This is a genomic window from Nostoc sp. C110, from assembly GCF_043099725.1.
Lineage (GTDB): Bacteria > Cyanobacteriota > Cyanobacteriia > Cyanobacteriales > Nostocaceae > Nostoc > Nostoc muscorum_A.
On the sequence record NZ_CP171148.1, the window covers coordinates 1,470,675 to 1,490,497 of the forward strand.

Annotated in this window: 14 protein-coding genes; 8 read left to right on the forward strand and 6 right to left on the reverse strand. The window is 41.1% G+C overall.

Features of this window, described 5'->3' with window-relative positions:
• Window positions 1-38: 38 nt before the first annotated feature.
• Genes ACFFRD_RS11910 through ACFFRD_RS11920 form a run of 3 tightly spaced genes read right to left on the reverse strand, consistent with a single transcriptional unit; the run spans window position 39 to window position 5,861 of the window.
• Window positions 39-4,520 carry a translation initiation factor IF-2 N-terminal domain-containing protein gene (locus ACFFRD_RS11910; protein ID WP_392481631.1) on the reverse strand — a complete coding sequence of 1,494 codons (4,482 nt, stop codon included), beginning with the start codon at window positions 4,518-4,520 and terminating at the stop codon, window positions 39-41.
• Between the two features lie 21 nt (window positions 4,521-4,541).
• Entirely contained in the window at window positions 4,542-4,913 is a 372-nt protein-coding gene (locus tag ACFFRD_RS11915; RefSeq protein ID WP_179072711.1) for a hypothetical protein, read from the reverse strand.
• Between the two features lie 30 nt (window positions 4,914-4,943).
• Window positions 4,944-5,861 carry a histone deacetylase gene (locus ACFFRD_RS11920; RefSeq protein WP_392481633.1) on the reverse strand — a complete coding sequence of 306 codons (918 nt, stop codon included), beginning with the start codon at window positions 5,859-5,861 and terminating at the stop codon, window positions 4,944-4,946.
• 107 nt (window positions 5,862-5,968) lie between these two features.
• Here ACFFRD_RS11920 and ACFFRD_RS11925 point away from each other — a divergent pair, with 107 nt between their 5' ends.
• Window positions 5,969-6,994, forward strand: coding sequence for a mechanosensitive ion channel family protein (locus ACFFRD_RS11925; protein WP_392481635.1), 1,026 nt, complete (start codon window positions 5,969-5,971; stop codon window positions 6,992-6,994).
• 365 nt (window positions 6,995-7,359) lie between these two features.
• Here ACFFRD_RS11925 and ACFFRD_RS11930 read toward each other — a convergent pair whose 3' ends face one another.
• The gene (locus tag ACFFRD_RS11930) at window positions 7,360-8,139 is read right to left on the reverse strand and encodes an MBL fold metallo-hydrolase (protein ID WP_392481637.1); all 780 of its coding nucleotides are present in this window, start codon (window positions 8,137-8,139) and stop codon (window positions 7,360-7,362) included.
• 112 nt (window positions 8,140-8,251) lie between these two features.
• Here ACFFRD_RS11930 and ACFFRD_RS11935 point away from each other — a divergent pair, with 112 nt between their 5' ends.
• Complete coding sequence (locus ACFFRD_RS11935; RefSeq protein ID WP_392481639.1) at window positions 8,252-8,689, forward strand: VOC family protein; 438 nt, start codon at window positions 8,252-8,254, stop codon at window positions 8,687-8,689.
• Between the two features lie 9 nt (window positions 8,690-8,698).
• Here the strand turns inward: ACFFRD_RS11935 and ACFFRD_RS11940 are convergent, their stop codons facing one another.
• On the reverse strand, window positions 8,699-10,384 hold the full coding sequence (locus ACFFRD_RS11940) for an S-layer homology domain-containing protein (RefSeq protein ID WP_392481642.1): 1,686 nt from the start codon (window positions 10,382-10,384) through the stop codon (window positions 8,699-8,701).
• Window positions 10,385-10,549: 165 nt separating this feature from the next.
• Here ACFFRD_RS11940 and ACFFRD_RS11945 point away from each other — a divergent pair, with 165 nt between their 5' ends.
• The 6 genes from ACFFRD_RS11945 (at window position 10,550) to ACFFRD_RS11970 (ending at window position 19,301) form a co-directional block, all read left to right on the forward strand.
• Window positions 10,550-11,443 (forward strand): alpha/beta fold hydrolase, encoded by an 894-nt coding sequence (locus ACFFRD_RS11945; protein WP_392481645.1) that lies wholly within the window; start codon window positions 10,550-10,552, stop codon window positions 11,441-11,443.
• A gap of 147 nt (window positions 11,444-11,590) precedes the next feature.
• Window positions 11,591-12,649: a serine/threonine protein kinase gene (locus ACFFRD_RS11950; RefSeq protein ID WP_392481648.1), complete on the forward strand. Its 1,059-nt coding sequence runs from the start codon at window positions 11,591-11,593 to the stop codon at window positions 12,647-12,649.
• Window positions 12,650-12,822: 173 nt separating this feature from the next.
• The gene (locus ACFFRD_RS11955; RefSeq protein WP_392481650.1) at window positions 12,823-13,053 is read left to right on the forward strand and encodes a hypothetical protein; all 231 of its coding nucleotides are present in this window, start codon (window positions 12,823-12,825) and stop codon (window positions 13,051-13,053) included.
• Between the two features lie 68 nt (window positions 13,054-13,121).
• Entirely contained in the window at window positions 13,122-14,756 is a 1,635-nt protein-coding gene (locus ACFFRD_RS11960; protein ID WP_392481652.1) for an AAA-like domain-containing protein, read from the forward strand.
• Window positions 14,757-14,828: 72 nt separating this feature from the next.
• Window positions 14,829-15,449, forward strand: coding sequence for a type I restriction endonuclease (locus ACFFRD_RS11965; protein WP_392481654.1), 621 nt, complete (start codon window positions 14,829-14,831; stop codon window positions 15,447-15,449).
• A gap of 150 nt (window positions 15,450-15,599) precedes the next feature.
• A complete protein-coding gene (locus ACFFRD_RS11970; protein WP_392481656.1) occupies window positions 15,600-19,301 on the forward strand; it encodes an N-acetylmuramoyl-L-alanine amidase in 3,702 nt (1,233 codons plus the stop codon).
• Window positions 19,302-19,305: 4 nt separating this feature from the next.
• Here ACFFRD_RS11970 and ACFFRD_RS11975 read toward each other — a convergent pair whose 3' ends face one another.
• On the reverse strand, window positions 19,306-19,632 hold the full coding sequence (locus ACFFRD_RS11975) for a hypothetical protein (protein ID WP_392481659.1): 327 nt from the start codon (window positions 19,630-19,632) through the stop codon (window positions 19,306-19,308).
• Between the last annotated feature and the right edge of the window lie 191 nt (window positions 19,633-19,823).

Genomic DNA, 19,823 nt, shown 5'->3' on the forward strand with positions numbered 1-19,823 from the left:
ATTCCCGTTAAATTTCTAGTTCAAGAACTGTAATAGGTTTAATAGAAGAGCCGAGAAACATCTACGAAACCTCCATGAAGACTTACAATATTTGATACTTCGGAATACATACTTCCGACTTTACCTGGTTGATGGGTAAACAAATTATGACAACCTACTATTATCAGCAGTTCTTGGGCGCGAGAAAATGCAACATTTACCCGTTCTGGTTTCTTAGCAAATCCGACATCTCCTTTGCTATTATTGCGAACCATGCTCACAATCACAACAGGTCTTTCCATACCTTGAAATCTGTCTACTGTCCCAGTCCGAATCTCTAATGAAGGAAAAAGTTCGGATTGTAGGCGTTCATCAATTTTCCTTAATTGAGCGCCATAAAATGTAATGACAGCAATTTCTTTTTTTGGTTCACCATTAGCAACTTTAGAAGCCCAAGTAGTCTCAAATTGTTGACACAGACGTTCAATCGCATCAATTTCTGGAGTATTAAAATAAGAAGTTCCGTTTCTTTGCTCTAAAAACTCATTTTCAATAGGCGTTTTTACCCAAATAAGATGCTGAGATTCTTGGATAATTTCGCCTACTAAATGATGTGCGCGTTTTGTGTCCGGTTCCAAAATACCAGATTCTAGTTTACCATCATAAAACTGATTGATTGCACCCATAATAAATGGGTGCATTCGATATTGTGTAGTTAGCATTTGTTTAATGCTTTCATCAGCCGATTCAAACTGACTTTTAAATAGTGATTCTTCTAAGAATTGTAGTTCGTCTCGCGTATTGCCCATTGTTTGAGCAACTTCTTCTAAAGTACTAGTGTCAAGCATGGGTGGTAATTGCCGATGATCGCCTACCATGACTAATTTTTTACCTTTCAAGGCTGGGATTAGTAACTCTGGTGGAGTACACTTGCTAACCTCATCAATAATGACAACATCAAAGGATTTGAATTCTTCCGAAAAACCTCTGCTTGCAGCTTGAACGCAGGTGATACCAACGACGTTGGCATTATCTAAATATATGCGCCTTAAATCGTCGCGATCGCGCTCATTTGGCTGTCTTAATTTTCTAATCCAATCTTGGACAAAAATCTGATATTTTTTGAGGTAATTTTCTTCTTTTTCGAGTTCCTTCTGCCAAGATTCAAACTGAATATTGATACCGCGCAATAACTCTATATTAAACAAGTCAGTAGCAGAATTTTCTGGTTTAAACTTATCCGGTATTCTTTGCCATTCTTTCAACCACCAGTTTCTTTCTTCTATTAAACTATCTGATGGCTGTGGTTGTAATTTATCTTCTATTTCACGTAAGCTAATTTGCAATTTTTGAAGTTGTTGTAGAGAAGTTTCAGTTTCTTCTTGTAGTTTTGATAAATGCTCGTGTAGAGAATTTTTAATCATCTCTAACACCGCAAAAGGTTCTAAGGATGAAATTAAGGTTTCAAGCTGACTAATGGAAGTTACCCAATAATGAACTTGATTTGAAAATTCTTGTGGATGCTCCCAAATATTTGATTGGGTTGCAAGATATTTCTCAGTTAAAGTGCGTAATTGAGCAGGTATATTTTGTTGATTAAGTTCTTGCAAGATATTAATAACTCTGCCAAGTTGCAGATTAGCATCTTGTTCTGCTTTTTCTACCTCAGCTTGAGTAATGGATATTTGCTGTTGGCTAATTTCATTTTTCTGAAGTTCATTTAATTGTCTTTGTAAATACTGAAGCTGTTGTTCAGTTTCGGTTTTGACTTTTAAAACGCATTGACGTGCATTTACAAGAATAGTATCTAACAATTCTTGGGTAAGTTTGGTGAGAGTAGAATCGATGTTATTCCATTCCCATGATGCGCTATAAGTCCGTTGCATTCTAATTAAGAAAACCTGGGTATTTTCGACCAGTAATTTTCGCTGCTTGGGATTGAGTAGCTGATAATTGCTAAACTGTTGATAGGTTTCTTGCCATTGGATGCGATCGCTCTTTGATAGCACCATTGGAATCTGACTAAAATTTTCTTGTAAAAAATAGCTGAAATTATGCTGTTTACCCCGTCTATCAGTAAAACCTCCATCTATTTCATAAGCGATCGCTTTTGTCAATAGCTCCCATTCTGGTAGATTAATTTTGTAAACTTTTGGTACTATTGCTAATTTTAATGTATTAGCAAACATCAATAAACCTAGTGGCAAGTCCACCAAATTTTCTGTTAGTGGTAAACCTGATTGCTGACAATCTTTTAAAGTTTGATAGAGATGAGAAGGTGCTGTAGATTTCCATTCTTTTACTGCTGAGATAATATAGTCAATTTCCCGTTGGCGATTTTCCCAAATCTGAATTGTTTGCTGTAGATTTTGTAGTTTGGCAAGATATTTCTGATAATCTGGTTGTACCTGATTTAACAATGCAAAATTCTGTTTGACAACCTCCACTGATGCTGCAACTTCTAAGATAGCTTGACTAGCCTCTTGAGCATGAGTAAAAGCAGATTTAAATCCAGAAATTTCTTTGGCTACAGTTTCACGCAACCAAACCGCTAAACCAAAAGCACCAAGCGGCGGACGCATCAAGCCAAGTTCATTAGTATATTTGATAGTTTGACGAACATTTGTTAAAAATTCTTCTACTAAACTATTACCTTCTGTGTATGGCTTCAGAAGAGGCAAAAAATCTGTAACTTCTGGAGCTTCCCAATTTATATTTGGTGCAGTGTTTAAGATGTTTTCTAGACCTGCAATTAGAGATTCAACGTTGTTCTGTTTTTCTACAGTTTCGTTATAGGATTCTTCTTGATTTTTAAAGTTTGTCTCTACCTTTAACTTATTTTTATTGAATTTCGCTTGCTGCTGGCTAAATTCTTCCTCTGCCTGGAAGTAGGGTGTGAATCTTTGTGCTGATGCCAGTAATTGACTGAAAATTTTGATATTTTCGAGCCGTTGTGTAATATTATTTTCGCAGTCAAAAGCTGTATTTTCTAGCCATCTGCCAATAACTTGGTCTTCTAAAAATGGCTGTCCTTCCTCGCCAACTTTTTCGGCTCTACCCTTGCGTACAGCCCGAATCACTGGGTTGTGAACTAATCGACTCAGGGCGTTATCTACTGCTAAATTCGCTTGCGAAGCAATTAGAGTTCTTCCACCTCGAAGGGCAATTTGATAGCAAATTTCAGCAATTACAGTAGTTTTACCAGTACCCGGTGGCCCTTGGATGAGAACAAGATCCTTAGCGGCAAGTACCTTTTCTACTGCTGCTTTTTGCCCAGGATTAGCCGAAGATAATAATAAATCATGTGGCAAAAGTTCAACAGTAGTTTTGATTTGTCTAGCCTGAGAAGCATCAAATAAAAAGTTACCCAAATAAGGATTTTGGGTGTAACCATTATTCAAATCATCTAAAGCTTTTTTCTTACGCTGAATCTGCTGAATATCACCAACTGCCTCGAAACATAAGAATCCGGTAGCTGGTAATTTATAGCGCTCTGTTGCCATGAATTCAGCTAAGTCGCGTTCTAGTCTGAGGCTGATAATACCACGATTGATATCAACTTCTTCAACAGTTCCTAATTGACGACCGCTAATCCAATTTTTTCCGACAGGAGCAGTTTCAAAAAGTTTTAAATCTTCGTTTTTTGTGCGTCTTGCTCGTTCCCAAAAATTATCTACTTCGAGGGAATTTTGATAAAAGCCGTCAAGGGTGGCTGAGTTTACATCAATTTCAAAACTAATTCGCCTTTTGAAGTTATAGTTATGACTTACGTAACGCACACAAAATTGACGTGCTTTCGCAATTTTTTCCTCAATTTGCAAAAACGCTTTCCAAGCTTTTAGCTGATCTTCTGTGGGTACATTTTCGCCACAAACTGGCGCGGTGGCGATGCGTTTCAATGTCGCGGGCGGAATGTCGAGATGATGCTGATGATTAGCCAGTAAACGCAAGCGACAAGGTATAGCGTAGCTGTCGGCGTGTCCGCGTGAAGGTTGTAACAACTGAGCCGAAAGTATTTTTATACCGTCGCGTCCATCTTTTTGTACAGCTGCTCTAAATCCTAATGTTTTTCTGAGCTTCTCAAGTCTTGCAGGCAATGGAAAATCATCGGAGTCTGTCGCTATTGTCAAATCCCAAATTTCCTCTCTTGCCTCTTTCCCTGCGCCTTTGCGACGTACATAAAATAAAGAAGGCTTTTTCCCGACACATTCATACATTAACTCATTGGCGCGATCGCGCCGCTCCCTAAAATCAGAATATGATTTCAAGGCAGCCTCACCTTCAAGATGGCGGATAAAACTATCAATTGCTGAAGCTATAAACGTATAGCCCCAATCTTCCAAGGTTGTTTTGGTAGTTTTCGAGGATTTTGCTGTTAGTTTATTTACCGCTAAACGAATGCGTTCTACATCGGCTTCTGAGATTGTACTGGTATGACCTTTGACTACAATTTTGAGTTTTTCACAAATTAATAATAGCTTCTTGCTATCTAAATTTAATTCTTTTGCTAGTTCGTAGACTCTGAGTTTACTGTTATTCATCAACTATTACCTTTGTCCGTATTAGCCCAACCCTATTGAACGTTTTACGGATTTAAAAATACTTTTTGTAATCGCAAAAAGCATAACTATTATGACACCGTAAAAAAAGGCATTTAATAAAAATGCCCCAAGATTTAGATTCTGGATATCTTCAACCCCAATTCTCCCCCAGCCATGTACTGGTGAGCCAGCATTATCATCATGCAAGATTGCGAATGGGAAACCAGCAGTTAACGAATCACCACCTATACACGCACTTGAAGGACAGGGTTCTCTTGAGCAAAATCGGTTACAGCCAGGAGGATTCTGATACCACAGCGATAAAATAGTTAACGGAATTCCTAACAATGTACTTAATATTATTACTGTTATTGCTTTTCCCAATTTTCTCATCTAAGGGACTTCCAAAGAATAGAGGCTGTATCAAAGTTTATACTGTTGATAAACTTCACTAGCGGCGCGATGCAGTAGGGAATGCCGCCAAACTAAAGATTTCATATCATCAGCATAACCGCCGCCAATAACGCAGGCGACGGGATAACCGCTACTCACACAAGTACTTAAAACCTGCATTTCACGGCGAAAAATGCCCGTATCGGTTAAGGCTAATTTGCCCAAGCGATCGCCTATATGAGGGTCAACACCAGCATCATAAAATACTAAGTCTGGCTTGACTTTAGATAACAAATCTGATAAATAATTCGCTAAAGTTTGTAAATAAGCGTCATCTTCCATTCCCACTGGCAAAGGAACATCCAAATCGCTGTTTTGTTTTGTACCGGGGAAATTGACTTCGCAGTGCATGGAGAAAGTAAAAACGCTGTCGTCGTCTTGGAAGATAAAAGCGGTACCGTCTCCTTGATGGACATCCAAATCGACAATCAGGATTTTTTGGACGAGTCCGACTTTTTGTAAAACGCGACAAGCGATCGCTAAATCGTTGAAAATACAAAAACCAGACCCATAACTGGGAAAGGCGTGATGAGTTCCACCAGCCGTATTACAGGCTAAACCATGACTTAATGCCAGTTTTGCAGTGAGTATCGTACCACCTACCGCCACACAGGTACGATTCGCTAATGCTGGACTCCAAGGCAAACCAATGCGTCGCTGTGCTTTGGGGTCTAGGGTTCCTTCGCAATAAGCTTGAACGTAGCTTGGGGTGTGGACTAATTCTATCAATTCTAGCGGTGGACGTTCGGGTGTGTGAAATTGTTCTTGATTCGCTACACCATCAGCTAACAGCAATTCGTAGAGTTGTCGGAACTTAGACATCGGGAAACGATGTCCTTCAGGTAGGGGAGCAATATAATCTGGGTGGTAAATAATTGGCAAGTCCATAAGGAAAGACAATCTCAAGCAGCTAATCCGACAACAAGGTAAAATTTAGCCATAATCACAGTAAAAATGCTGTTCTTGTAAATCTAAAATTCCAAATTTAAATTAATATGATGGAATGGATTCCGCCCATAGCATTTATTCTAGCTGGCTTACTGGCTGGAATAATTGGTGAAAAAGTTATCTTCAAAAAACTGGAAATATTCGTTAATAATAAACGAATTGCCGGGGGTAATATTATATTTCACTCTCTGCACCGCATGACATTTATTTGGTTTGTCATTGCCGGTTTTTTTTGGGCAGTTCTGAGCGCACCCCTCAAACCAGATATTGCATTAGTACTGCAAAAAATTCTGACGATCGCACTGCTGTATTCAGTAACCCTAGTTTTAGCCAGATTGACTGCTGGTTTTGTGAATTTATTTATTCGCAGAGCAGAAGGTGTTCCCACATCGCTAATTTCTAACCTGGCTAAAATTACTGTTTTAGCTTTGGGAACATTAATCATACTGCAAACGGTGGGTGTTCAAATCACCCCGATTATCACAACTTTAGGTATTGGTGGTTTAGCAGTTGGTTTGGCACTTCAAGACACACTAGCAAATTTGTTTTCTGGGTTTTACTTAATTATTTCTAAGCAAGTAAGAACCGGAGACTATGTAAAATTAGATGCTGGGCATGAAGGATATGTCATAGATATTTCTTGGCGCAATACGACAATTAAAGAAATTTCCAATAATGTTGTCATTGTTCCCAATTCTAAATTGTCTTCGGCAATTTTCACAAACTATCATTTACCCGCAAAAGAAATTACTTTAACAATGGATGTGGGCGTAAGTTATGATAGCGATTTGGAACAAGTTGAAAAAGTGACTGTAGAAGTTGCTAAAGAAGTCATGCAAGAAATTGCACCGGAATTAAAAGATAATGAGCCATATATTAGATTTCATACTTTTAATGATTTTAGTATAGATTTTACGCTTTATATGCGGGTAAGCGAATACTTCGATCAGCGTATTGGTAAACATCTAGTTGTGAAAAAATTACACAAACGCTATCAGCAAGCTGGAATTCAAATTCCTTTTCCGATTAGAAAAGTATATATGCAAGATAATTCAGCTATAGGAAAAAATTAGTATTTGCCACGTTAAACCTCATCTATGTTGAAACCTAGAGTTTTTTAAAAGATATAGGACTTACGAATGAGTTACAGAATAACGAACCGCAGAGGCACAGAGAAGCCAGTGCGTTGGGCGGGTTCCCCGACTTGAAGCAACTGGCGCGGCACGGAGAAATCAGAGTTTGAGAGATATTTTGCGTAAGTCCTAAGATATATTTATGTAGGTTGGGTGGAGTGAAACGCAACCCAACATTACCACCTTATTTATGTTGGGTTACGCTATCGCTGCACCCAACCTACAAAACTACTTAATTTTGTGTTAGTTCGCGTGGTGCGCGATAGCCGCGATTTGTAATCGCCTAGTGCAAGGCGTGAGCTAACTTAAATTGCTAATGCTCGTTTTTCTAATGGTAGTTCAAAGCGATCGCCTGGTTTCGGCTCAAGTATCCGTGTCGCCAGATTGTTTTTCTCTAGTAACGAACGAAATTCCTCAGCACTTCCTTTAGTCTGAATCAATTTCATCAGCAATCCTTCAAACGCTACATCCCCACCAGCCGCCGTAGGTATTATTACTTGAGGTTGTAACGATTTTACTACTTCCAAAGCGCTATTTTTGCCTTTAATAATCGGCCCAAGCAAAGGCAACGTCATATCAATAAACGGTGTAATCACTACATCGATAGGTGCAGATTGCTGAAGTTGTGGAGAATGATAACCGTGAGGTTCGTAGTATACAGTTAGCCCACTCTCCAATTCTTTGAGGAGATAACTATTTTCTACCAGAGTGGGGCCAATGGGGGAGCCGGGGAAAGCTTTGATTTCAACTTGATTATTTAAAGTGAAAGTTTCACCATGAGCGAGAGTAGTAACTTGGGTATAACCTAACTGCTGTACTACCTTGGCAGCATTGGGAGAGGCTACAACTTTGATGCTGTGGTCGAGTACCTGAAGCGTTGGTGGGTGAGCGTGGTCTTCTAAACCCTGAGACAGCAGGATCAGGTCAATATTATCTGGTATTGGGCGATTTTGCGATCGCGAACCTTTAAATAACCAATCCAAATTGCTGAAAATTAACGAACCAACCAGCCAAGGGTCAATCAGTATTCTTTTCCCACCAATTTCCAGTAACCAAGAGTTGCTGTCGAACCAAGTTAAAAACATAAATTTTGTGAAGATAACGCCTATCTTCATTATCAATCGTGTCAGCTTTCTATGTAAGCACTGAGGCCAATACCTACATTCTTCCGGTTAAGTCTACACACGGGGTTTTTTTATGTCTGATCTTGGTTTTACTCATATTGCACTTGCAGTTACTAATGTTGATGCAAGTATCTCATTTTATGCAAAGTATTCTCAGATGACAGTTGTGCATCGTCGCACCGATCAAACTAGTCACGTAGATGTTGCTTGGATTAGTGACCTGACTAGACCTTTTGTGATTGTCCTAATTAAAGCAGCTAAAGTAGAAGGCGCACTATTACCACAATCCCATCTTGGGGTAGCTTATCAGAATCGTGGGGAAATCGATCGCCTGTGCAATGAGGCACGCGCTGAGGAAATACTGCTAGATGGCCCAAATGACTGGGGTTTTCCGGTTGGTTACTGGGCTTATATTCGAGACCCTGATGGTCATACACTGGAAATTTCCTATGGTCAGGAAATTAGTTTTACAGTTGAGCAAGCTAGAGACGCGATTAATCGCGTCTCTTAAAAAATAGTGTTACTTATTACCAGGGGTGCGTCCACCTTCATCGTTACTACCACCGTGAGGACTGGAATTGCCAGGGTCACATCCCTCAGAACCATTACCAATTCCTTGGTTACAGTGGCGACGTGGTTTTACGCCCTCTGTTGAAGTTTCAGTCTGCTCCTCAGCTGCAACTTGTTGTTGTTGTCCAACGACATACTGCGAGGAGATATTTGCTACTTGTCCAGTGCTAGATAGAGCTTGGTATAGCAAAGCAGACACTTCAGACCTGGTTGCTACCCGTTCAACATTTAGCAAGTTCACATTGGGATAGTTGACGACTATACCGCGTTGTGTCAAAGCTGCAATCAGACTGCGATATTCACTACGAATACTAGTTGCATCGCTGTAAACAGATAAGATTGTATCCGTTGAACCACTGCTTTTATAATTTAATCCCTGCGCTAATGCTACTAAAATGTCAAGGCGAGAAAGGCTTTGACTGGGGTTGAAATCTTTGCCAATAACAGCGTTTAAAAAGCCCATTTGATAAACTTCGCTGATGGCATTGTAAGCCCAATATTGAGTTGAAACATCTTTAAATGCGATCGCTTGGCGAATTTTCCCCTTGGCAAAAGCTTTCCGCAACATTGCCGCAAATTGGGCACGAGTTACTGGTGCATCCGGGCGGAAAGTCCCATCAGGAAAACCTTCGAGAATTTCCATTGAAGCCAATTCGGCAATAAAATCTTTAGCCCAATAATCTGTGGAAACATCAGAAAAACCAACCTGGAGAGCGCGAGACATCCCAACTTGGCGATAATTCATCAGCATTTGGCTGATGTCGTAGCTAGAGTTATCGCTGACTTCAATCACCTGCACCAAACTACCTGGAGTAGCTTGCAAAGCCTCTGCTAAGTCAGAACTAAAGACGCTCACGAACGACTGACGCACTAAAGCATACTCACCCTGAGTGAAAGAGGTAGGATAAACGCTGGTTCCCGCAATTTTTGATAAACCTTCTACTTGGAACTGACTACCTTGGAAGGTTTGGGAACTGCTCAGAAAACTAACACGCTGGTCGCTGACTTGGGTGAAGTAGTCGTAGGTGGTGGTACCTGCGTCAATAGTGCCGTTTTGGTCAGCATCAACACCATAAACAGTGCGAACGACTTGATATTCTGTAGGTTTAGCTGACAAAACCAGGTTAACTGTGGTATTTGCCGATAAACATTCAAATTCGCTGTAGCCAATAAAGCGGTTTTGAACATCATACAATCGCACGACGATGCGATCGCTAGCTTTTAACCCCTTAGCAAATTTTGCTTTTTGCTTAATCTTGTACTTGTAATCACCCAAAAACCGCTCTTTTAAATAGCCCTTGCCACCCTTACTCTTGACAGAAATGCGAGCAATCACCTCAGACAAGTTACCGGACGGTTCCCAAATGGCAAGGCTAAAACCTGTTTTTTTGCCTTTTGCAGAAACACTACTAGTGCGGCTTTCTGTAGTGATAGTTTGCCGCTCAATAGTAGTACGACTCCTAGTTTCTACTTCCTTATCGGCTAAAAGTTGTTGACTTGTGGAATTATCGGATATTTGGGCGACGGTGGTAGAGAACCCTGAAGTTGCAGATGCAGAAGCTATTGGCGAAAATATTGCCACAGAGGTTACAGCCAGAACAAATTTGCTCATTTGAGCAAAGTAACTTTGATTCATGTATTTCATCTCACACGACCATTCGTCTAAAAAATCACAGGGGTATTTGGTATCCCTTGACTCATTAATCCCTTGGTGTGGATGAAACTAACATCTAATCAGTGGCGAGTTATGAGGTCAGAGAACATTAATATATTTGAAGATACACTTTATGAATCTTAATTAATGACTGTAACTACACAGCAGCTTGCAACTCAAGACGCTTTTGAAAAATTCTTTTGGACTTGGCAGGGCTACAAAATTCAGTACACTGTCATGGGTACTGGACGACCTCTGGTACTGGTTCACGGCTTCGGTGCTTCCATTGGACACTGGCGTAAAAATATCCCAGTTTTAGCTGATGCTGGCTACCAAGTATTTGCCATAGACCTTTTAGGTTTTGGCGGTTCCGATAAAGCGCCTATTGATTACAGCGTGGAAGTTTGGGTGGAACTGCTGAAAGATTTCTGCACAGCACATATACACGAACCTGCTGTATTTATTGGTAACTCCATCGGCGCACTTTTGAGCTTGATTGTACTGGTAGAACATCCAGAAATTGCTGCTGGTGGTATTTTAATAAACTCTGCGGGTGGATTGAGTCATCGTCCTCACGAATTGAACCCGCCGCTACGGATGGTGATGGCAGCTTTTAATCGGTTTGTGCGATCGCCAATTACAGGTAAATTTGTCTATAACCGCATCCGTCAAAAAGCCCAAATTCGCCGTACTCTCTACCAAGTTTACCGCGATCGCCAAGCCGTCACCGATGAATTAGTCGATTTACTTTATACACCCTCTTGCGACCCAGGAGCGCAACAAGTCTTCGCTTCCATTCTCACAGCCCCTCCTGGCCCAAGTCCAGAGGAACTTTTGCCCAAAGTAGAACGTCCTCTATTAGTAATTTGGGGTGCTGATGATCCTTGGACACCAATTACCGGGGCAAAGATTTACGAAGAGGCGCGTGAGAATGGCAAAGAAATCAAAATAGTCCCCATTCCTAATGCCGGTCATTGTCCGCACGATGAAGTTCCAGATGTTGTCAATGCCCAGATTATCGATTGGCTAACGCAAAATTAGTAATTTTATGCCAAGACGCAAATGCAAAGATACTTTCTGTCAATGTGTCTTGGCCAATGCAGAGTAGAAATTGAGCTAACAATCTGGGTGAGTGGCTCTTAATCTTTCTAATTGCATCTTGACAGAATCAAACTCGTATGGTGTGTAATGGAGCTTGATGTGCGTAATGGACATAAAGAGGTAATTTCCTCAAATCACCATCCAGATTTTTCTCAACAAGGCTATCAAGTTATCAGCGAACTAGGACGCAACCGAGAAGGAGGACGAATTACTTACTTAGCTAATCTCCTCAACTCTAAGCAACAGGTAGTGATTAAAGAGTTTTGTTTTGCTCGGGCCGATGCTGATTTGTCAGGTGTGAAAGCATATCAGCGCGAAATCGAAATTTTGCAGCAACTCAATCATTCTCGCATCCCTCGCTATATAGATTCTTTTGAAATACCAGGGGCTTTTTATCTGGTGCAGGAACATAAAAATGCCCCATCTTTAGGCTTAAAAAACAGCTTTCATCCAGAAGAAATTAAGCAAATTGCTCTGTCCATTTTAGAGCTTTTGGTCTATCTACAAAAGCAAGCTCCGCCAATTATTCATCGGGATATCAAACCAGAAAATATTTTGGTTGATGAGCAACTAAATGCTTATTTAGTTGATTTTGGATTAGCTAGGATACAGGGTGCAAAAATAGCTCTTAGCAGCTTTGTAGCAGGAACCCCAGGTTTTATGCCACCAGAAGAACAGTTTGGTCATTCTCTGACTGAGGCATCAGATTTATATAGTTTGGGAGCAACATTAATTTGCTTACTTACTAATACCCGTTCTGTTGATATTGGAAAATTAATTGATGATAACTACCGCTTTAATTTTCAGCAATTAGTTCCTCAAATCAGTCCACGTTTTCGGTGGTGGTTAATGACAATGGTGGAACGTAACCGAAACCGTCGCTATGCTAATGCGGCTATTGCTTTAAAAGCACTTGAGCCAATTGAGGTTATTGGTACTGCCACTGGAATAGATAATTTAATCAGTACAATCAAACCTATAAAACGAGCTACAGTGCTGGGACTAGCCACTGTTATTACACTAGCTGCAATGGGGGCAACTTTGATGAGTTGTCAGCCTGGTAGTGCGGTTAGGCAATTGCTGGAAGCCAGAGAATGTGAAAGCTGGGATTTAAACGCAAGTTGTCAAGAAAAAACCGGAAATTAAGATTAATTAGGTTGCATCTGGCTAAGGATTACAGTCGTTTCCAATTGAATAGACTACACGCTTAGGGGCACAATATATTGTGCCCCTAAAATTATATGTATTCCACCCTTGTGAAAATTGCTGTCATTTTCACGAGTATTAAAGACTCGTCAACGGAGTTCAAAAGCTCATTAATGGAGTTAAAAGACTTGTTAACGGAGTTCAAAAGCTCATTAATGGAGTTAAAAGACTCATTAATGGAGTTAAAAGGCTCATTAATGGAGTTAAAAGACTCATTAATGGAGTTAAAAGGCTCATTAATGGAGCTAAAAGACTCATTAATGGAGCTAAAAGACTCATTAATGGAGCTAAAAGACTCATTAATGAAGCTAAAAGGCTCGTTAACAATAATACAGTATCAGTAATTGTGTAGTTATCTGCTGTAGTAAACTACATCTAAGCCAGAAGCCTGCATTTAATAGTTGATAGCGCTGTGAAAAAAATCCTGATTGTGTCAGCTAATCCCACGACGACAGATAAACTTCGCTTGGACGAGGAAGTAAGGGAAATTCAGGAAGGGTTGCAACGCTCTCGCAGCCGAGATAAGTTTGAACTGATTACTAAATGGGCGGTGCGGCCTGACGATTTGCGGCGTGCGCTTTTAGATCATAATCCTCATATCATCCATTTTTCTGGACATGGTGGAGGAAATCAAGGTTTAGCCTTGGAAAATATTACAGGGGAAATGCAGCTAGTGAGTACAGAGTCACTGGCAAGGCTATTTAAGTTATTTAAAGACAAAGTTGAGTGTATATTGTTAAATGCTTGCTATAGCGAGGTGCAAGCTGAAGCTATTTACCAACACATTAATTGTGTAGTTGGGATGAATCGGGCAATTGGGGACAGGGCCGCAATTAAATTTGCGGTAGGCTTTTATGATGCACTGGGTGCTGATAGGTCTTATGAGGATGCTTATGAGTTTGGCTGTAGCGCTATTGATTTAGAAAGTATTCCAGAGTTTTCCACCCCAGTGCTGAAAAGTCGGAACAATCCCCAAGGTGCTATCTCTGCTAACCAAGCTATTCCAGATACCGAGATAAAACCAGCAGTCTCCTTAGAAAATCCAGAAGGGCAGGTATCTCTCAACTCTGCTTTCTATGTAGAGCGATCGCCAATTGAGGTAGACTGTTATGAAGCGATTCTTCAACCAGGGGCCTTAATTCGCATCAAAGCTCCCCGGCAGATGGGCAAAACTTCGCTGATGTCGCGGGTTCTCCATCATGCTAGTAAACATGACTATCAGATAGCACCCGTAAATTTCCAGTCAGCCGATGCAGAATTTCTTGCCAATTTAGATCAGTTTTTGCAGTGGTTCTGCGCCAGCATTACCTACGAATTGAATCTACCAGAGAAGCTAGACGAGTATTGGAAGGGTGTTTTAGGTAGCAAGAATAAATGTACAAATTACTTTCAACGGTATTTATTACCCGCGATTAATAGCCCCATAGCTTTGGGTTTGGATGAAGTCGATGAAGTCTTTAAGCATCCCAAAATTGCGGCTGATTTTTTTGGATTGCTACGAGCTTGGCATGAACGGTCAAAGAATGAAACAATTTGGAAAAATCTCCGGTTGGTAATTGTGCATTCTAAGGAAGTTTATATCCCGCTCAACATTAATCAGTCGCCTTTTAATGTCGGCTTACCCATTGAGTTGCCAGACTTAAATCAAATACAAATACAAGACTTGGTACAGCGTCACGGACTCAATTGGTCTGACTCACAAATTGAAGAATTAATGACACTCGTCGGTGGTCATCCTTATTTAGTGCGAGTAGCGCTTTATGAAATTGCCCGTGGTCGGATGACGCTGGAAAATCTGCAAAAAATCGCAGCAACTCAGGAAGGGCCTTACAGTGACCATTTACGCCGCCATTGGTTGAATTTGCAAGAGGACGCAGAATTGCTAGCTGCGGTCAAACAAGTTATGACAGCAAATCGCCCCGTAGATGTAGGCACAACTGAAGCGTTTAAACTCCGCAGTATGGGGTTGGTTAAGTTTCAAGGCAATCAAGTAGTGCCACTGTGTGAATTGTATCGTCAATATTTTGGGCGATCGCTTGGGGTTTAAAAATTAAAAAAGTACATTAGGAGTGCAATAAGACCTTTATCTGCAATTACCATTTAACAAAAAGGTTTAACAATGGTTCAAGTTATTCAAGGAAAAGATATTACCCTAGCCCAACTCATCGATAAATTTGGGCTACAACGTGCAGACAACGAACAGTTTTTTTTAGAGTGGCAGCAAGATTTACCTGAGTTGAGTGACTTAGAAAAGCAATCTCTCAACCAAGTCAAGGCAGAATATTTGCATTTATCCCGCTACCAAATTTTAGAACCTGTAGTCAAAATGGTGGTGCTATCTCCACTATTGCGTCTAGCAGGTTTTTATCAACCGCCTTTTTACATCGCCTCCGAAGAAGAGGTAAGAATTTCTTCTGAAGACGAAGGCACAATTATTACAGGACGTATTGATATCTTGGTGTTTCATCCTCCATTTTGGGTTCTCGTAATTGAGGCGAAACGAGCAGAATATTCTTTGGAGGTAGCAATTTCTCAAGCATTAGCTTATATGTTGGCTAATCCTGGTAATGATAAACCTACATTTGGTTTTGTAACCAATGGGCGGGAATTTCAATTTATTAAGTTGACGAAACAGGGTACACCAAAATATGAATTATCTTACACACTGTCGCTTAATCGTGGGGATGACCTAGATACTGTGGTAAAAGTGTTAAAACGTCTAGCTTATTTAGTTTCGTAGTAGCATATCAAGTTTAAATTGATGGGTAAGTAAGTTCGTAGTAAGGACTTGAGTCCTTATCTTCCAAGCACTAAAGTGCTTACTACAAACCCTCAAAACTCGCTTAGATTTCATAATTTTTAATTTTTAATTTTTAATTTTTAATTGTTTATGACCCAGTACCAATATCAAGTCGGTGGTAGTCTGCCTCAAAATGCCCTAACTTATGTTAGACGGCAAGCTGACCATGACCTCTATGAAGGCTTGAAAGCTGGGGATTTTTGTTATGTACTCAATTCGCGACAAATGGGGAAATCTAGCTTGCGGGTGCAGGTAATGCAGCAGTTGCAAACTGAGGGATTTGCTTGTGCTGCTGTTGATATTACAGCTATTGGTACGGCAGATATTACGCCAGAACAGTGGTATGCCGGGGTGATTGATACTCTGGTGGGAAGTTTTAATATTTATACAACTTTTGATTTAGATAATTGGTGGACTGAAAACGGGTTGCTTTCACCAGTGCAGCGTTTGGGTAAGTTTATTGAAACAATATTGCTAAAAACAATTACCGAAAAGATTGTTATTTTTATTGATGAAATTGACAGCGTTCTGAGTCTTTCATTCAACTTGGATGACTTTTTTGCAGTTATCCGCGATTGCTACAACCGACGAGCAGACCATCCTGAATATAATCGCCTCACTTTTGCTTTGATTGGAGTGTCTACGCCTTCAGATTTGATTCAAGACAAACAGCGCACACCTTTTAATATTGGGCAGGCAATTGATTTGACTGGGTTTAAACTTGCTGAGGCGGAACCTTTGGCGCGGGGCTTGGCGGCGGTGGGTAATGCCCAAGAGTTAATGCAGGTGGTGCTGGATTGGACGGGGGGACAGCCGTTCTTGACGCAGAAGGTTTGTAAGTTAGTGGTTGGGGAGTGGGGGACAACGAGAAGAACGGAGGAGGAAAAATCTAAAATCCAAAATCTAACATCCAAAATTGAAGGGTTGGTTAGGAGGGGGATTATTGAGAATTGGGAGACGCAAGATGAGCCGGAGCATTTGAAGACGATTCGAGACAGAATTTTGCAGAGTGGGGAACAGAGGACTGGGCGATTGTTGGGGTTGTATCAGCAGATTTTGCAGCAGGAAGAGATAGCAACTGATGATAGTGCTGAACAAACGGAATTGCGGCTGACGGGTTTGGTGGTAAAGCGAGACGGGAAGCTGCGAATTTATAACCGCATTTATGCAGAGGTGTTTAAACAGGAATGGTGCGAAAAGATTTTAGCAAACTTGCGCCCCTACTCCGATACATTTAATGCCTGGGTTGAGTCGGAACGTCAAGATGAGTCGCGGTTGTTGCGAGGACAGACTTTGCAAGATGCCCAAGCATGGGTAGTCGGTAAAAGTTTGAGTGACTTAGACTATCAGTTTTTAGCTGCTAGCCAAGAGTTGGAAAAGCGCGATGTGCAGAAAAGGCTGGAAGCCGAGGAACAGGCAAGGCGAGTTTTGGCAGAAGCGAACCGCACAGCTAATCGGCGGATTCAGATTGGCTCTGTGGTGCTAGGGTTGGCTATGGTGGGGGTGATAGCATCGTTAAGATTGGCTCGAGATCAATTGGGGCAAGCGCATCAAGCAAAAGCTGATGTTGAAAAAGCGATTGCACAGGTAAAAAAGGCAGAATCTGACCGTAAGCAAGCAATAGCTGATGTTAACAAGGCTAATAATCAACAGCAGCAAGCCCTCGCACGAGCAAAAAAAGCCGATGACGATGCAAAAAAAGCTCGAACTGAAGCAAAACAATCAGTTTTAGTAGCGAAGTCTGAGAGTAAAATTGCCCGTGAACAGGCACAAAACGCACGCAAAGCAACAGAACTGGCAGAACGAAAAAAACGAAAAGCAGAAGCATTTCAAAAACAGGCAGAAGCAAAAACACAGATTACACGGGAAGGTGCAAAACTGGAAGGGCCATTTGTCCAAGCTTTAGCACTATTTGAGTTGGATAGGGTAAAAGCTTTGCTAGCAGCAATAAAATACGGAAATGATTTCAAAGCCTTGGTAGCGAAGAATCATCTGCAAACACTAGACCTTGGAGCTAATCCAGTGCTAGCTTTACAAACCATCCTTAAAAATATGCCGCAAGTGCTAGGGCATCAGCATCCTGTTACCAGTGCCAGTTTTAGCCCTGATGGAAAATACATTGTCACTACCTCCAGTAACGATGTTCGCTTATGGAAAATGGGACGGCAAATTTACAGCTTAAAAGGTCATCAAGGTATTCTCTACAATGCCAGTTTCAGCGCTGATGGAAAATACATTGTCACAACTTCATCTGATAAGACTGCCCGAGTTTGGGACTTGACAGGACGGCAAATTTCTACCTTAAAAGGACATCAGGGAATTGTCTGGAGTGCCAATTTTAGCCCTGATGGAAAATACATTGTCACAACCTCATCTGATAAAACCGCCCGAGTTTGGGACTTGACAGGACGGCAAATTTCTACCATCAAAGGGCATGAGGGCATGGTCTGGAGTGCCAATATTAGCCCTGATGGAAAATACATTGTCACAGCCTCCGGTGACAAGACTGCCCGAGTTTGGGACTTGACGGGAAAGGAAATTGCTTTTTTTCCAGAGCATAAGAGCGCCGTCTATAGTGCCAGTTTTAGCCCGGACGGAAAATCTATTGTTACAGCCTCCGGTGACAGAACCGTAAAGAAATGGGAATGGGAGCAATACCTAAAGAAAGATCAACAGACACCATCCAAGGAGAGCGAAGAGAAGGAGAAATGGGGAATAACACTTGATGGTATTGTCTGGAGCGCTAGTTTTAGCACTGATGGAGAGCGCATCATCACTGCCTCCCGCGACGGTACTGCCCGAGTGTGGGACTTGACAGGAAAGGAGATTACTACTCTGAAAGGGCATCATGGCACGGTCTGGAGTGCTAGTTTTAGCCGCGATGGGCAACGCATTGTCACAGCCTCATCTGATAAGACTGCTTTGGTTTGGTTACAGCAAGAACAGAACGCTTTAAACAAGTACCTCAGTATTACTAATAATGAATCAAAGAAAGAGAATACTTTTTTAAATGGCAAGATTGTAAAAGTAGAAAGCTTAGAGAAACTACTAAATCAGAGTTGTGATTGGTTGCGGGGCTATTTACCATATGCAGTCTATATGAATGATGCTGACGTGAGCGATCAAGTTAGCCAAAGCCAAAATCGTATGCAAGAAGTTCGCCAAATCTGCGGATTTGCCTCAGAAATAGTACCTTCTCAAACATCAACTACTACTCCAGTAAGGAAGACTCCCAAGACTGGAATTGTAGTAGTTATCGACCCTGGACATGGGATGACCCCAGACACAGGACATATAGGCATTAATAAACTGCGAGAAGAAGATGTCGTTCTACCGATTAGCAAACAAATAGCTAAGATTTTAGAGCAAAGTGGTATATCGGTGGTACTAACACGAGATGCAGAATATGTGTCGTCTAGCGTCAGAGATAGCCTCTCATATAGAGGAGAAATAGCGAATCGAATTGGTGCAACCTTGTTTATCAGCGTTCATGCGAATGGATTCAACGGACGAGCTAATGGTATTGAAATATTTACTGATTCAGATGATAGTAGGCATCTAGCTAAAATAGTTCTTGATAAAACTATCAAGGTTACTGGCTTATTCAACAGGGGAGTAAAAGATGGTGGTCATTTGTATGTTTTAAAGGAAAAGACTATGCCAGCTATTTTAGTAGAAACAGGTTTTATCGATAATGCAAAAGATGTTACTGTATTGACCAATCCAGATTCACAAAATAAGATGTCCGAAGCGATCGCTCGTGGTATTCTCCAGTACTTAGAAGAAAAATAGTAAGTTAACTCAAATGGGAATACCCATCGATGGGCTGTTGTGGAGCGATCGCCTGTGGTAATCCTGAGTTTAAATGTAAAGTGTGAGGCGATCGCTCGCTAAAAAAATGCGATCGCACTTCTGAACTCGGTGTTTCAAGTTCCGAACACCAATGACCGAGCAAAAAGGTCAAACTTCCGAGTTCCGAACACAAATGGCCGAGCAAAAAGGTCGAAGTTCCGAGTTCTGAACACCAATGACCGAGTAAAAAGGTCGAAGTTCCGAGTTCCGAACACCAATGTCCGAGTAAAAAAATCGAACTTCCGAGTTCTGAACACCAATGTCCGAGCAAAAAGGTCGAACTTCCGAGTTCAAAGCTTGAAGTTCCCAGTTAAGTCAGCAAATAGCCACTCTATATTCTGCTTAATTTCTACAATTTAGCCAAACTGTATGGTATTATTTGCAACTGGTTGTCCATCACTATCTAAGTAGATAACCTCTGGCTGCGTCGGCGGTTGGATTTGCCATACCATAGCTTCGCCC